Source organism: Corticimicrobacter populi, from assembly GCF_003123725.1.
Lineage (GTDB): Bacteria > Pseudomonadota > Gammaproteobacteria > Burkholderiales > Burkholderiaceae_B > Corticimicrobacter > Corticimicrobacter populi.
On the sequence record NZ_QETA01000007.1, the window covers coordinates 182,442 to 197,923 of the forward strand.

Here is a 15,482-nt window from a genome sequence, read left to right on the forward strand (position 1 = left end):
TATTTATATTAGCACTCCTATTAGGTGAGTGCTAATTCGACTGCGACATACACATTTGGTTCCCTTCCGGCCACCGGTATAGCCTATATAATTTGCACCCAGCCGCACCCTCCAGGATTGTCTCGCGTGAGTTCACCCCCGCCCGCCTCAAAGCGTCCGACGGCAACCCGCCTGTTCGCTCGCATCCTGATCATCCTGTCCCTGACCGCCCTGCTCGGTGGCTGGCTGTTCTATGCCATACGCTACCAGCACCTGCACGATACCCTGATCACCTGGTTCCAGGGACGGCAAATGGATGAAACTGTCTGGAACGATGAACAGGATCGCAACAGCGCCTTCTGGCTGCCGGACTACCGCGTCGTCTCGTGGCATCGCATTCCCGAAATCGACAACAACCTGTCCGGCTTGAGTTTCGTCGGCGAGCGCCAGGAACTGCTGGCCGTGCTGAACCGGCCTCCCACACTGGTCGCGCTCGATCTGGCGGGTAACTTCAAGGCCGCCTATCCGCTGGAAGGCATCTCCGACACAGAAGGGGTCAGCTATCTGGGGCATGGCCAGGTTGCACTGAGCGATGAAAAGCATGGTCAGGTCGTCATCGCCCGCCTGCCCGAACAACCCGGTCCCATTGATCTGACCCATGCGCCACGCTTTGCCGTCGGGCCTGGCGAAAAAAGCAACAGCGGCATCGAAGGCCTCAGCTATGACCGTGCACAAGACCGGCTCTACGCCGTCAAGGAGCATTCGCCCAAGGCCCTCTACCGCATCGATGGCCTGTGTCGCGACGTGCTGAACTGCTCGCCCGACGGCCTCCAGATCCATGACCTGAGCAACTGGCTCGCGCCCACCGGCTTCGCCCGCGATTTTTCGGCTGTGCAGTTCGATCCGGCCCGTGGCCACCTGCTGTTGCTCAGCGAGCAGTCGCAGGCGCTGCTGGAACTCGATGAAAACGGCCAGCCGCTCAGCGCCCGCCATCTCGGCCACCAGCCCGGCGATCCGGACATTCCACAGGCCGAAGGCCTGACACTCGGCCAGGACGGTATGATCTATATGGTCAGTGAGCCCAACCTGTTCTACCGGCTGGCCCCGATTGCAGACACCAAGGAGGATTCCGATCATGCTGGAACGTATCAGTGAACATCGCTGCTTCGGCGGCTGGCAGCGTTACTATCGCCACGAGTCGCAGGTTATCGGCCTGCCGATGCGCTTTTCGGTCTATGTACCGCCCCAGGCCGAGGAAGGCCCGGTACCGGTGCTTTTCTTCCTGGCGGGCCTGACCTGCACGGAAGAAACCTTCATGATCAAGGCCGGTGCGCAGCGTTTCGCGGCCGAACATGGCCTGATGCTGGTCACGCCCGACACCAGTCCACGCGGTGCCGGCATCGCCGGCGAAGACGATGACTGGGACTTCGGCAGCGGTGCCGGCTTCTATCTCGATGCCACGCAGACACCCTGGGCAGCACACTACCGGATGGAAAGCTATGTGGCTCAGGAGCTGTTTGACCTGATCGCCAGCAGTGGCGAGTTTCCCGCAGATCGGCAGCGCATCGGCATCACCGGGCACTCCATGGGCGGACACGGCGCACTGACGCTGGCATTGCGCCATCCCACGCGCTTTCGCTCGGTCTCAGCCTTTGCCCCCATTGCCAACCCCACCCACTGCCCCTGGGGCATCAAGGCCTTTACCCATTACCTGGGCAAGGATCATGAAACCTGGAAGCAACATGACGCCAGCGAACTCATGAAACAGGCACACACGCCGTTTCCCGAAGGTATCCTGATCGACCAGGGGCTGGCCGACCAGTTCCTGCCGAACCAGTTGCGGCCCGACATCTTTGAAGCGGCCTGCGCCCAGTCGGCCCAGCCACTGACGCTGCGCCGCCACGCCGGCTACGATCACGGGTACTATTTCATCTCGACTTTCATCGCCGATCACCTTGCCTTTCACGCCGAACGGCTGGGTGCCTGATCCACTTCCCGGCCTGTGACACCCGCAGCATGGCACGCCTTCCCCGACTCTACGCGCCTGGTCAGCCCCAACTGATCCAGGCCTCGTTCAGCACCGCACTGAACCATCACGGTACGGCCCAGGCAACCGAGCACCTGAACCAGCTGGTTGCCTGGCTCAAGGCGGGCGCACGTGAAAAGCAGGTCGCACTGCATGCCTGGGCGCTGTCGTACGACCAGGTCCTGCTGCTGGCCACACCCACCGATGCCCAGGCCTTGCCAAGACTGATGCAGACGCTGGGGCGCAACCTGGCGGCACGCCTGCGTACCGGACGCGTATTCTCCAGCCGCTACCGCTCCACGCTGGTCGAAGCCGGCACCTGGCTGTTGCCAGCACAGATCTGGCTGGAAACCCTGCCCGTGCGCACCGGCATTACCGGCGATGCAGAGTCCTGGCCCTGGTCCTCGGCAGGCCTGCATGCAGGCACCTTGCCCAGCTCACCGGTCGCACTCAGCGACCATCCCGATTACTGGCAATGCGGCAATACGCCTTTTGACCGCCAGGCACGCTACCGCGCCCTGCTGCAAAGCGGCCTGGGGCAAGCCCAGGCACGCCGCATCGCACAGGCGCTGTACGGACAATGGGCGCTGGGCGATCCCGCCTATACCCAGCGTCTGGGTGCCGATGCCAGCCGCCGGGCCACACCGGGCAAGCGCGGCCGGCCGCGCAAGACACCGCCCGAGTCACCGGCGCAGTGAACTAGGAACATGCAGGCCCCCGACGCGGGACAATGATCGGCACATCCCCGCTGGTGTTCCCTGCCAGCGCGCGGATCCTGTCCACCACCGCCGGCGTGGGCTGCTCGTAGCCATAGCAATAAGGCGGATTCGGCACGGATTCGGGCTGATCATCCTCCAGCACGGCCCTGGCCTCGCCCAGGTAAAGATTGTCCCGCACCCGCAGGAAGGCCTTGTAGCCTCGCTCGTAGCCATATTGGGCCTGCGTCCGCTCATAATTGCGCCGGTCGGCGGCACCGTTCTCCAGCGCAGTCCTGTTGGGCGAGTCCGGGAGCTTGTCGCAATAGTTCACGTCGATCCCGTGAACCGTCGGTGTGCGCTCTGGCTCCAGGCAGACGCGCTGGGCGTGGTTGCTGAAGATATTGCCTTCGACCAGCGCACGCGCCTCCAGGCTGAAGCTCATGCCATACAGGTTCCAGTCTTCCAGCAGGTTGTTGTACAGGTGAAAGGTGCCGAACTGTCCCCTGGGATTGCGTTGTACCGTGTTCAGGAAGTAGTTGTGATGCAGCGTCACGCGCGCGATCCTGTCGCGTTCGTAGTTCTCGTACATGTTCTTCGACGTGATGTTGTTCAACAGCATGACCTTGTTGGAATCATGGAACTTGTTCCACGATACCGTCACGTCGGTCGAGCCATTCTTCACATTCAACAGCCGGTCCGAGAAACGGGCCAGATCCATGTGGTTGACCCACACGTCCCGGCTGTCGTTGGCGACATTCACCGCCTGCGTGAACCGGGTCAGACGCCCGTCGATACTCATGTGCGTCAGAATCACGTTCCTGCTGCGATAGACGCCCAACCCGTCATCGATCAGGGTGACGCGCCTGCCCCGCCCATCCACCGTGATGTTCGACGGCACGCGCAGTTGCGTCTTCAGCACGATCGTCATGTCCGAGGCAAAGCGGATCCAGGTGGGCAAAGCCGACTGCCTCGCGTCTTCCAGCGCCGCACGCAGCGTGCCAGGCCCGTCGTCCTGGTCGGACGTCACCTCGACGAAACGGCCATCCAGGCCACCCGTGACGTTCTGCCCATAGCCTTCGCGATGCTGCAGCAGCGACGACACGATCGGGCACTGCGCATCCGGCACGGCGCACGGCTCGCTGGCTGCGGCGGTGCCGCTCATCCACAGCACAACCACCAGCAGCCAATATTTCATGCACGCTCCGCTGCCGACAGGACGGCAGACCGGTCCGCCGGCGTGACATGACGCCAGATCCCGCCACTCATGCGCAAGTTCTCGGCAGGTCCCGCCAGGTGCTCGCGCAGCAGCGCAAAATAGGCTGCCTGCCAGCGCTGGGCATAGGCATCCGCATCTTCGCCGGGCAGCACCGCAGGCAACATCTCCAGCGTGAACGTCACCAGACCGTTCTCCCAGCGCGGGGCATAGAAGACCGACGGCACGCCAAGGCGGTGCGCCATGCGCGAGGCAAAGCTCGAATAAGTCACTTCCTGCCCCTCGAAGGTCGTCCGCGGGGCAGCGGGGTTCGCTGCGCCATCCACGGCCAGCCCCAGTACGTAGCCCGAACCAATCGCGCGGATGCAGGCTTTGGCAACCTGCGCCTCCGACTGGTCGGCGGTAGAAATCAATGCCTGCGAGTAGCTGCTCTGCTCGACATTCGGTGCCGTGGCCAGCCAGCGCGAGGGAATACCCAGCAGTTCCAGGGCCATCAGCGCGGCATACATCGGCCCCACATGCGCCGTAGCGACCACAACGCCCCGGCCAGAAGCCAGCAGCGGCGCAAAGAAACGCTCGCCGGGCTCGAGATCGCCCAGCAGTTGCATGGCCTCTTCGGCGCGCTCCTCCCGACACTCCAGCCAATCGAACAACAACTGGTCCATCAGGTGGCCCCAGCGCGCCGCACGCTCCCATGATGCACGATCAACGGTAGTATCGCCGCGCAACGACCACGCCCAGTCAAGCCGCGCCTGCGGGATCGGGGCAGTATGCAGCCGCTGCGAGACATCGGCCACGGCCTCCTGGAACGAGTCGGGCAGCAGTTTGCTGCGGTTGGCCACGTATTGCGCATACAGGGTTTCGGCCATTTCCTTGCGGCCCGCCTGCGACAGCGCGCCGATCGCCGAACGCTGTCGCAGCAGACTGTCGGGAGCCTTCTCCAGCAGGATCAGCAACTGGTCTGCCGCCTCGTCATGCTGCGCGGAATAACGCAGCGCGCGCGCATACAGCATCCGCGTCTGTTCCATGTCCGGAGCCAGCACCAGCGCCTGCTTCAAGAACGGCACCGCGTCACGGTACTGTCCGGCACGCAACAGTGTTTCGCCATGCAGGGACAGCAGCCTGACGTCATCGGGCGCGGCCTTCAGGCCGGCTTCGAAATGCGCCAGGGCATGCACCTTGCGATCCGCTTCCGTCGCGCGCCGCAAATACGACAGGCCAAGAGAGGTGCGCAGGGCCGCGCTGTCGTGGGCAGCGTTCAGGGCCGCCTCGCCGAAGCAGATCGCCGCATCGACCCGGTCATCCTCCAGCAGCGTGCGCACCGCCATCGCCGCCACGCGCGCGTTGGGCAAGGCAGCCGGCTCCAGCGTCGCGGCCATGCGCGCAGCCTCGGACGTCTCCCCATTGCGAATGAACGCCATCATCCACGCGCTCGCATCGGTGCCCCCACCGCCCGCCTTGTCGGCCGTGGCGCGTGCCACAGACGCGGCTTCGCCAACTTGCCCAGCCTGCAGGCGCAGCTGGATCCTTGCGGCATGCAGCGTTGCATCATCCGGCTCAAGCCCGGCGGCAGCATCCGCCTCGACAATCGCACGATCCCACTGCTTCGTGCGCCCCAACAGGCTGGCAAGCATGCGGCGATCCTCCACACGTTGCGGATAGGCGGCAATCAGCACGTCGAGCGCAGAGATGGCCAACGCAAACTGGCCTTCTTTCACATAGGGAGACACCAGCAGCCGCCTGGCATCGCGCCAGCCGTCGGCCGCAAGCACCAGCGCCGCATCGAAATCGGCCATCGCGCTGGCCGGATCCGATGCGCTGCGGATACGCTGAATGACCGCCAGCAGCCGGGCCGCCGCCTCGGCTTGCGCCCCTGGGGTCGCTACATTCAACTCAGCCATGGCGCAGCCCCCTCAACAAGGACATCGAAACGCGTACGACGAAAAGCAGTGCAAAACCCAGTGCCAGGGCCTCCAGCAGCAGCGTCCACATGCGCGGGCTGCTGGGCCTGTCGGTCGCGACCGGTTGCACGATGATCGACAGGTAACGCTGCAGCCGCAGGGTATCGACCAGCGCCTGTTGGTGCGACTGCTGCGCCAGGGTCAGGTTCGAATCCGCGAATCCCTGGGCGTTCCTCAGGGCCTCGTACGACTTGAGCAGCGTCGCCTCCGTATTGCCCTGCCCGCTCAGGCGCTCGCGCACCCCCTCGATCCGCCTCTGCAGGGCCGTGATCTGCATCTGCGCGGGCCGCAGCATGGGATGATCGCTGTTGCCCAGCGCACGGATCTTGTCCAGATTGATCTTCGCGCTGTTCAATTCGCTTTCGAGCTGGCTGGCGTGATTGAGCAGCATCTGCACCGTGGCGGTGGGATCGATATTGCCGTGGTCCGTGCGCCATGCCGTCAGGGCCTCACGGGCTTCGAGCGCCTTTGCCTCGGCTTGCCGCAGCGACTCTTCGCTGACCTTCAGTTTGTCGGACACACCCTTCGCATTCAGACGGCTGACGAACTCTTCTGCCAGGCCGATCAGCTCCTTCGACAGCAGCATGGCATGCTCTGGCGAGAACGCGCTGACGCGCAGCACGTCGATCTGTTCGAGTGCATTGAACGACACATGAACCGAGGCCTGGTAGGCGCGATAGAGCGCGTCCTCGCTGGCATCCTCCGCCAGCCGGTTGGCGGGATCCAGACCGTCCTGGACCAGGTACTGGCGCAAATCGATCTTCTTGTCGAGCTGGCGCATACTGTCACGCGACAGCAGAAAGTCCCTGACCGCCCAGCCGTCCACGAAACCGCCCATCATGCCGCCCGCGTTACCGGTGGTGATCAGGCTTGCCGCCCCGGGGGCCGCGGCGGGTTGCTGACTGGAAGCCGACTGCACGAAAAAACGCGATTCCGCCTCGTAGCGAGGAGTGGCAATACTGAACAGATAGATCAGCGCACACACCACAGGTGCAATGACGATGCCCGCGCTGATCCAGCGCCGGCGCAGGCGGCCACGCAGCGCCGCGTCGCGGTCATGGCGGCGGCGCTCGATCTCGGAGCCGTTGTCAGAAGCCGACGTCATCGAAGCCGCCTCCGAAGGACTCCTCACCTGACCCGGAGTCGTCTCTGGATCGTCTTGGTGGGTACTTGCTGATGCACTGGTCGAGGTCTTCTTCGATTCTGAGAGCGCTTCGTTCATAAACTAGGCCTTTGAAGCAGTAATCCGCCAACTGGTTCTGGCGATAACTGGAAAAAACAAGCGTCCGTCCGACCAGGCGCTCCTCAAACAACGCCAGCCAGAGACGGGTGAACCGGCAGGGCTCGAAAGGAATCGTCCCTTCGATCACGTAGATGTCGAAAGCGGGTGCCAGCGCCAGCGCAAACGAGAACTCCTGCCGGATGTAGAGTGGCCAGTGCTCCATGGGCCTGGCCAGCCATTGCGGCTCGGTGATGAGATCGGCGACGAGATCGGCCGTTTCCCCGGCATCCAACTCGTAGCGGTCGGCCACCAGCTGGATGATGTTCAGGCCATTGGCCTTGCCGCGCACGAAACCCTGCCGTCCGATCGCCCAGGAAATATGACCTTCGTGCCGCACGAACCCATGGCGCGGCGGACGCAGGCCACACAGCACATCGATCACCTGGCGATGCCGCTCGGGCGTGGGCGAAAGCAGCGCATAGCGCCCGACCGGAATATCGAGGTCGGCATCGATCAGCAGCGGCTGCCTGCTGCCGAATGCAAAGGGTTCGTCGGTGACGCCGTATAGATGGATCATCGCTATCGCTCACATGGGCTGGACATCGCTGCGCACGAGCCGCTGGGCAGCCCAGGCTATGACAATCATGAACACCAACGCGATCAGGAAGTAGCTCAGACGCGCGTCCTGCGAGGTGTAGTTGGTGAAATAGGCCGACCGCAGCAGTTGCATGCCATGCGCCAGCGGCGACCACAGGACCCAGGGACGGTACTGCTCCGGCAACTGCTCCGACACCAGGAAAACGCTCGAAAACAGTTGCAGGAAACGTTCGATGATCGGCGCCACCCTCAGGAAGAAACGCCAGGTAGTCGAGATCGCACCGAACAGCACGCCCAACGCCCCGCCAAACACCCCCATCGACACGACGAACATGAGGAAACCGGTCACATGATCCGGCAGCGTGACCAGGTTCAGCGCATGGCCTGCACTGATCAGCACGCCGAACACCACCAGGTACACCACGGTGTAGAGAAAGGAATGCACGACCGCGCACATCAGCGGCGTCACACCCGGCAGGTTCAGCAGGCCCCGCGCCGAGACGTAGGCCGTGCTGGTTCTCAGGGTGACCTGGCGAAACATGATCCATGTGGTGGCCCCCACCATCGAAAACGTGAGCACGTCCATGCCCATGATGTAGTGTGTGCCCAGGATGATGTACATCGACGTGATCAGCGTCAGCAGCACCACCGGGCCGATCAGGGCCCAGACCAGGGCAAACCGGCTTTCACCGTGCATCACCTGCAACTGGTAGATGAAAAGCGCGAACAGGGTGCGCACACCGCCCCCGCCTTCGTCTGCATGGCGCGGCGTGTGCCCCAGGTGCAGGCCACGCATGCGGTCGCGCAGGATCGCCAGGTCTCCGGTTTCGGCAGGAGCAAGCGCAATCTCCAGCGCGATATCGTTGCGCGACGCATGGCGTCGCGCCTCCTGCGCTTCTTCCTGCCTGCGCCGCTGCACGCGTCGCTCGTGCGCCGCATTCAGCCGAAGGTCTTCCTCCACCAGCTTGGCCGGCATGTAGCCAGGCTTGAACACATCGACATCCGTGCGGATATCGTGTTCGAGCAGGCGCACGATGAGACGCAGCCGCCGGCGGGAAAAGTCGGCAACCATCTCGTCGGCCCCCTCACGCACAACCGCCTCGTCCAGCTCGGACTGGATCGCGTCATACACTGCCCGCCGGGCTGCGACCGAATCGTGCGGCTCGCCCTGCAACCGCGCCAGCAATGGCTTGAACAGAACGGCCGGCGACGAGTTGCTGTCGAACAGCGCAGCCGGATCCAGCCGCCACTCGGAGACGCCCGCACCCACGGTGTAGTTGCCGCCCTGTCGGCGCGAGCGCCAGCCGCGAATGCGGTCCTCATTGCTCGTCGCCACGCTATTCCGGAATCACCGAATTGGTGGGACCCGAACCGCCATCGATCTGGCGTGTCGCGCTGAAGCCAGCGCTCATCGAGAACCTGAAGGCCGACAAGACCTTCTGGACCTGAGCAAACGGCGCATCCGAGATATAGATCGCTTCTCCCTCGCGCACCGCGAACTGCCGCGCCATCGCCACCTGTTCAGGCTTGGTGAGATCGAACTGATAGACGACCGGGACGGAGTCCGGCTTGCCGTCCACCCCGGCCTGCGCCGGCGTGAACAAAAAGACGGAACGCGGGTCCGCAGTCGCACCGTCCAGGCCGCGGGCATCGGCCAGCGCATCCAGCACGGTGTAGTTGCGCTTGCTGATGGCGACACGCCCCTGGTTGCCAGCGGCACCCAGCACCGTCAGGTGCTCGCGCGCGTCGCTCGCCGTGATGACATCACCCGCACGCAGCAGGATGTCATTGTCCTGGTTGCGATAGATATCAGCCAGGCGCACCGAGGCCAGTTGGTTGTCGCGACGCAGCGTGATCACCATCTGCTCGGGGTTCTCCTGCACCGGTGCCGCAAGCGCCAGCGCACTGCTCAGGCGCTGGGCTGTCTGCGTGATCGGATACATGCCCGGCTTGGTGAGATTGCCCTGAACGGTGACCATCTGGCCGCGTTCGCCCACGCGGTTCACCGCCACGTCGGACGCCACAACCAGTTTGCTCAGGCGAGCCACGATGGCATTGCGCAGCGCCGACAACGTCATGCCCGCCGCCTTGAAGTTGCCCAGGATGGGCACATACAGATCACCCTGAGCGTCGACCTGGTGATTCCCCAGGTTGCTTGCACCCGTGGCATCGGCAGCGAAAACGCCCAGACCATCACGCTCCCAGACCGTCACGTTGATCCCGTCGCCAGGCACGAGACGGTCGAAGCCGGCATGTGTCAGGTCGCGATAATGCTGCGGGAAATCCTCGACAGCGGGCATGCGGCTGGCGCGCACGTGCTCAGGCGTCACCTCCACCACGACCACATCTCTGGCGTCGTTGGCCGCAGTCATCTCGTACAGCATCGGACCAGTACGCGGCAACTGACAGCCCGCCACGAACAGGGGGACAAGCACTGCCATGAGCAGTGCCGCCTTGCGTTGCGGCGCAAAGACCGGCGCGTTCTTTTGCATAGCGTCCATCGTTTCCAGAATCAGGCCTCCTTTCAAGCGCGCTTGGCGTCCAGGCCAACGGCGTCCTCGTCATAGCGCAACGCCCCCAGAACAGCCACACACAGGCTCAGAAACTTGTCCAGCATCGTGTTGAGCGAGAACAGGTCCCGCGCCCGCTGCCGGCTGTGCTGCTTCAACACATCGTTCCCGCGCATCATGTCAACGATCGACTCGATCTTGTCGCACGCCTCGTTCAGGTCCGGATGATCGAGATCTTCGATCAGGTGACCCGTCACGTTCTGCACAAAGCACTCGCCCGCGCCGCCAGCAGGCGTGGACACGACAGGCACGCCCAGCAACTGCGCTTCGATGAGCACATTGGGCAGGCCTTCGAACCGGGACAGCAACACCTTGGCATCCATCTGCGAATACCAATAGCCCACATGGTTCGACAGCCCGACGAACAGAAAACGGTCGGTCAGGCCGAGGTCTTCCGCCAGCGCCGTCATGCTATCGCTCATGCGTCCGTCACCAACGATGAAAAAGCGCGCCTGCGGCCGCCGTTTCAGGTATTGCGCGGCAAGCTTGAGCCAGAGCTGCGGTCGTTTGTCAGGTTCGAGGCGAAAGACGCCGCCGATCGTCTCGGTTGCGTCGGCCGTGCTGGCCTGAAAGGCATTCCACTTCTGTTCGTCCTCGGCCGACGGATGTGTCGCCAACTCGGGCACACCGTTGTAGAGAATGTGGAAGCGTTCGATCGGCATGTCGAGCCACTTCGCATATTCCTTGGCTGCCGTCAGACTGTTGCTGCAGAAGTGCACACCCGGCACCTGCGCCAGGGCACGGTACAACACCGGATACTCTTCGCGGAAGCGGTCCTTGCGGATGTTCGGCGGCAACCCCCGGAACACCAGATGAATGGTGGGCACACCCGCCAGCAGCGCAGCCAGCGCGCCGAACAGGCACGTGCCGTCCTGCCACAGACTCACGACATCGAAACCTTGCTCGCGCAACATCGGGGTCAAGCGCGTGACGCCGTAGTGCACGGGTGGCGGCAGTTGCTCCAGCAGGCGCGTCAGGCTCTCATCCTCCAGCGGTTGGCTGGCCATCGAAATCGCGGGCAAGGCGTTGATTTCCGTGACCGGTATATTCGCCTTGGTCAGCACGGGCAGGAAGAAATCCTGACCACCTTTCTTGGCCGAGCCGGGCGGTTCGGTGTGCTGCTTCACCAGCACCTCGACCTTTTCCGGCCGTACCTCCATGAAGGACGGACGCTGATCGGCAGAGGACGCCATGCGGTGTAGCTCACTCGCCAGCCGGGTCAGCTGCCGCTCGGCACCGCCAGGCCCCAGGCTGCCGGTCACCAGCGCGATCGAAACCGGGTTCTCGGGCGGCTGGTCCGCCACGCTGCGATTCCGGAAATGCAGGATCGCGTGCTTCATCGAGACGATCTTGATGTCCTTGCCAGCCAGTGCCGCTTCCGACTCGAATCCCTGGTAGAACGCGACATCGGCAGCCAGGCTGCTGGCCAATTCGGCCGCCTTGCTGCCAGCCGCGAGCTGATCCGCAACCGGCTGAATCGCCTCGAAGGCATCCAGCAGCAAGCCACGCTTGCGCAGGCGCTTGGCGAACTCGACGCGAACATTGCGAGCGTCGTACTTGGCGATCAGGCGGCGAAACAGCGCGTCGGACTGCTCGTGTGCGCGTATATCACCCAACAGCTTGGCCTTGGTGAACAGCTTCTCCGGCTTGCGAGTCAACTTGGGGAAATGCCGGTCGATCAGCGCCAGGGCTGCCTCGACGTTCCGATCCTTGACCAGGCGGGTCGCGCAATAGCGGATGATCTGGAAATCGCCTGGGTAGTCGCGCAGGAGCGCCGACCACTGCTCGGCCATGCCTTCGTTCAGGCCTGCCGTCTCCTTCAGTCGCAACAACAGGAAACGAACTTTCGCGTCATCCGGGAAATCGTTCGCCAGCGCCTGAGCGCGCGGCAGGTTCTCCTGCGCCAGCAGCACCCGACCCGACGCAGCAACGATTTCCTCCAACTGGGCCTGCACCCATTCAAGTGATGAAGCCTCGACGGCGTGTTGCTCGGTAGCGGATAGGCCCGTCATGCAGCCCTCCTGCGATTTGCCTTGTCGATCCAGACCTGGCAACGCTGGATGTAGCTGTCGAACTGTTCCGGATTCTCCGAACGGGCCTTGAGCGATTGCCAGTAGGGCAAGGCTTTCTCGAACATATGCAGGCGCATCGCACCAACCGCCGCAGTGCGCAGGCCAATGGCATCATCGGGAACCAGGCCCAGTATCTTCTCGCCAACCGCCAGGCGCTCGTGGGTGCTCGACGGCTCCAGTGCGCGCACTTCAGCGTACAGAACACCCAGGATGCGCCGCTTCTCATGCGCGACTTCGGACATCTGCGGCCACGATTGCTCCACGCGATCCAGCAGGTTCCACGCGGCTTGCGGATCGCCCTCGGCCAGTATCTGGCGCGCGGCACGGATCGAGCGCGGGCCCAGGCGGCCCAATTGGCGCTCGGCCTCGTCTTTGGCACTCTGGTCTGCCGACGCATGGTTCAGCACAGCCTTGTAGGCATCGATGGCCTCGCCAAACCAGCCGCCGTTGAACGCCACACGCGCATAGTAGAGTTGGGTGCTGAACTGGGCAGATTCGCCCGCCACCGCGCGCTCCAAGTGGAGCATCGCGGTCTTTGTGTCGCCAAGCGCGTCTGCGGCCCGGCCACGCATCGCATCCAGTTCAGGGAAGTCGACATGCGCATCCAGCGCAATGTCGGTGAGTTCGATCACTTCCTTGTGGTTGCCGGCCAGGAGCGCGGCCCGCACAGCCAGGCGGGTGGCACGCTCGAAAGCGCGCAGCGCCCGCGTGCTGGCCAGCGTATCGGGGTCGAGCATGCGATGTGCGCAGATCCGTTCGGCGGCATCGCGCAGGCGGCCTTCTTCCAGTGCCTGGGCACCTTCGGTCGCCCACATGGCCGATTGCGTCTGCAGCCAGAGGCGGATGTCGTCTTGTTCGCTTCTGACCAGGCCGCTCGATACGGTCAGTGCGGACGCGGCCACCAGGCAACCCCGCCAGGTGGCTTCCTGGACCAGCTCGAACACCTCGGCATCGCTCAACACGGGCGACTCGGATGCCAGGGCGCGCAGGCTCTCGCGATCCCCCGCGATTAGGCGGTCGCGCCACAACACGGCGAAACTGCGACCATTCGAAGGCTGCTTCCCTCGTACCTCGCCTACCCAGCGCAGGACGGCCTCCATGTCGCCGCTGGCCTGCAACATCGACAGCACCGTGTCCGCTGCCTCCGTCGTCCAGGCGTCACTGGCCGACGCCATCCGGAACGCCAGTTTCCAGTGACTCAGCGCCTCGTCCAGATGGCCCAGTTGGGCTGCAGACGCCGCTGCCACCCGCAGGATCTCCGGAGTTTCCTTTTCATCGCCAATCAGCCCGACAGACAGTGAATAAGCCAGATCGTAGCGCCCCAGCTTGAAATGGTTGCGCATCAGGATCTGTTCAGCCTTGCTGCCCGTGGCCACAACGGCACCGGCATTTTCCAGCAGGCCGATCGACTCCTCGTAGGCACCCAGCTCGGACTGCATATGCGCCAGCAGCACGACGTGCTCCGGCAGGCCGGGATGGCGGCGCAGCACATCGCGCACGCGGCGCGAGGCCTCGCGGATATCTCCCGATTCCCACACCTTTTCGATACGTTCGACACTCTCCTCGTGGCCGAGCCTGGCCGATGCCGGTGTAGGCTGGGACACGCTCATCTTCGGGCGCATATAGGCCTTGAACCACTCGGCTCCCAGGCGGTCCGAGAAGCGCTCCGTATAGTGCGTCAAGTCCAGGCCGCCGTTCTCCATGGCATCGACCTGACCGAACTTGTTCATGACGGCCGTCGGATCGTAACTCGGCACGCCGATGCGTTGTGCAGCCTCCGTCACGACACGGATCAGCTCCTGACGCGACTCGATGGGCGTGTTGTCAGCGGCCAGTGCGTTGACGTGCGTCACGAACACCACCTTGTCCTTGCCCAGCAATTCGACGATCTGCTGCATTTCGGCTTCGATCTCGTCGTCCGACAAATCGCGTTTCACGATACGAGCCAACAGTTCGCGATCTTCCGCCGGCAGGTTCTTGAAGACCGGATCCTGATCGAGGAAGGCCCGACGCTCGGCCAGCAACTCGGTGGCTGCCTGCGACCAATAGGTCCGGGTACGGGCGCGGTCTGCGAAGAACTCGGTAAAGTGGCGAGTCAGGTAGTTGGACTGAATGGGGTACCCGTCCAGCGTCAGCAGCTTGCGCGACGACAGCTCGACCAGGTACAGGTCCGCCGGCATATGCGTGGCACTGTGTGCCTTGCCCACCATGGACGGACGGAAGATCAGGCGCTGCACGTCGGCGGGAATCTCGCCTTCGCCGAACATGAAACGCGCTTGCTGGAGCGCTTCCGTGCTGGTGTGCACAAAACCATAGTTGCGTCCGAGCTGCAGCTTGAAGGGGTAGCGTGTCACGGCATTGCGCAATGGCGTGTGGATTCGGCAAGTGCCAATGGGAGCGATCGTGAAATCAGCCATTCATATTCCTTGGGAGGGTTAGTGACGGGCTGAACTTGGAAGTCCAGACAAGGGATCGAAGAGCGTCCGAGCAGACGGGCAAAAAACACAACCAGAAACAATTTTTTGTGCGACGCCCGTTTGGAATCCTGAAACGTTGCCAAAAAACACTGGGTTGGCGCAAAACCAACCCATTTTGGGTGCTTCGGGAATCCTGGTGCACGAATCCTAGGCGCAAAACACCGCAACATTCTTTCAAAATATTTTTATTGCAGTGCAAATGCGACTTGTTTTATTCGATTTCCGTAAGAGGGGACAAAAACAGGGGATAGAAAGAATTACACTCATTACAGATGCCTCAAAAAACAAAGGATATAAGCTTATTTTTTGAAAGAACAAAATAGTGACCAATTGATTCCATTCATCCTGCTGCAATACAAGCAAGGCGTATCACACAGGGCGCAACGGAGTGCCGCTTACCCGGACACTGTCGCAACGCACAAGCACTTGAAACCCTGGTGGAGCGCGTCACGTACGAACCATAAACAGGAACAACTCGCAAATACAACCCACGTTTCTGGCCACTCAGCCAGAAAACATAAAAATAAGGGACATAACAACAGGCGTTTGCTGCGAACCCTTATCATCACTGGAAAATAAAAGGGGACAGACCCTTTTTTATTTTTGTTGCGCTGCGATTTGGCCCGCGGTATTTTTGATTTACTCGCTGGTTTTCCAGTACCGCTCA

Annotated in this window: 11 protein-coding genes; 3 read left to right on the forward strand and 8 right to left on the reverse strand. The window is 62.7% G+C overall.

Annotated features, from left to right (window positions below):
- Positions 1-126 precede the first annotated feature (126 nt).
- From DD235_RS15050 to DD235_RS15060, 3 genes are read left to right on the forward strand one after another with little or no spacing between them, the layout of a single operon-like run.
- Positions 127-1,134: an SdiA-regulated domain-containing protein gene (locus DD235_RS15050; protein ID WP_109062906.1), complete on the forward strand. Its 1,008-nt coding sequence runs from the start codon at positions 127-129 to the stop codon at positions 1,132-1,134.
- The gene (fghA, locus tag DD235_RS15055; RefSeq protein ID WP_109062907.1) at positions 1,115-1,966 is read left to right on the forward strand and encodes an S-formylglutathione hydrolase; all 852 of its coding nucleotides are present in this window, start codon (positions 1,115-1,117) and stop codon (positions 1,964-1,966) included. The genes DD235_RS15050 and fghA overlap by 20 nt, the downstream gene beginning before the upstream one ends.
- Positions 1,967-1,995: 29 nt before the next feature.
- On the forward strand, positions 1,996-2,703 hold the full coding sequence (locus tag DD235_RS15060) for a hypothetical protein (protein ID WP_109062908.1): 708 nt from the start codon (positions 1,996-1,998) through the stop codon (positions 2,701-2,703).
- A 1-nt stretch (position 2,704) separates the two neighbouring features.
- Here DD235_RS15060 and DD235_RS15065 read toward each other — a convergent pair whose 3' ends face one another.
- From DD235_RS15065 to DD235_RS15100, 8 genes are all read right to left on the reverse strand, one after another.
- Positions 2,705-3,898, reverse strand: coding sequence for a pectate lyase family protein (locus DD235_RS15065; RefSeq protein WP_109062909.1), 1,194 nt, complete (start codon positions 3,896-3,898; stop codon positions 2,705-2,707).
- On the reverse strand, positions 3,895-5,817 hold the full coding sequence (locus DD235_RS15070) for a tetratricopeptide repeat protein (RefSeq protein WP_109062910.1): 1,923 nt from the start codon (positions 5,815-5,817) through the stop codon (positions 3,895-3,897). The genes DD235_RS15065 and DD235_RS15070 overlap by 4 nt, the downstream gene beginning before the upstream one ends.
- Positions 5,810-6,844: a KpsE/RkpR family capsule polysaccharide export protein gene (locus tag DD235_RS15075; protein ID WP_109062969.1), complete on the reverse strand. Its 1,035-nt coding sequence runs from the start codon at positions 6,842-6,844 to the stop codon at positions 5,810-5,812. The genes DD235_RS15070 and DD235_RS15075 overlap by 8 nt, the downstream gene beginning before the upstream one ends.
- A gap of 121 nt (positions 6,845-6,965) precedes the next feature.
- Positions 6,966-7,676: a P-loop NTPase family protein gene (locus tag DD235_RS15080; RefSeq protein WP_109062911.1), complete on the reverse strand. Its 711-nt coding sequence runs from the start codon at positions 7,674-7,676 to the stop codon at positions 6,966-6,968.
- Positions 7,677-7,685: 9 nt separating this feature from the next.
- Positions 7,686-9,032, reverse strand: a complete 1,347-nt coding sequence (locus DD235_RS15085) for an ABC transporter permease (protein WP_109062912.1) — start codon at positions 9,030-9,032, stop codon at positions 7,686-7,688.
- A 1-nt stretch (position 9,033) separates the two neighbouring features.
- Positions 9,034-10,188, reverse strand: coding sequence for a polysaccharide biosynthesis/export family protein (locus DD235_RS15090; RefSeq protein ID WP_109062913.1), 1,155 nt, complete (start codon positions 10,186-10,188; stop codon positions 9,034-9,036).
- Between the two features lie 32 nt (positions 10,189-10,220).
- Positions 10,221-12,278: a glycosyltransferase gene (locus DD235_RS15095; protein ID WP_109062914.1), complete on the reverse strand. Its 2,058-nt coding sequence runs from the start codon at positions 12,276-12,278 to the stop codon at positions 10,221-10,223.
- Positions 12,275-14,755 carry a hypothetical protein gene (locus tag DD235_RS15100; RefSeq protein ID WP_109062915.1) on the reverse strand — a complete coding sequence of 827 codons (2,481 nt, stop codon included), beginning with the start codon at positions 14,753-14,755 and terminating at the stop codon, positions 12,275-12,277. The genes DD235_RS15095 and DD235_RS15100 overlap by 4 nt, the downstream gene beginning before the upstream one ends.
- Positions 14,756-15,482 lie beyond the last annotated feature (727 nt).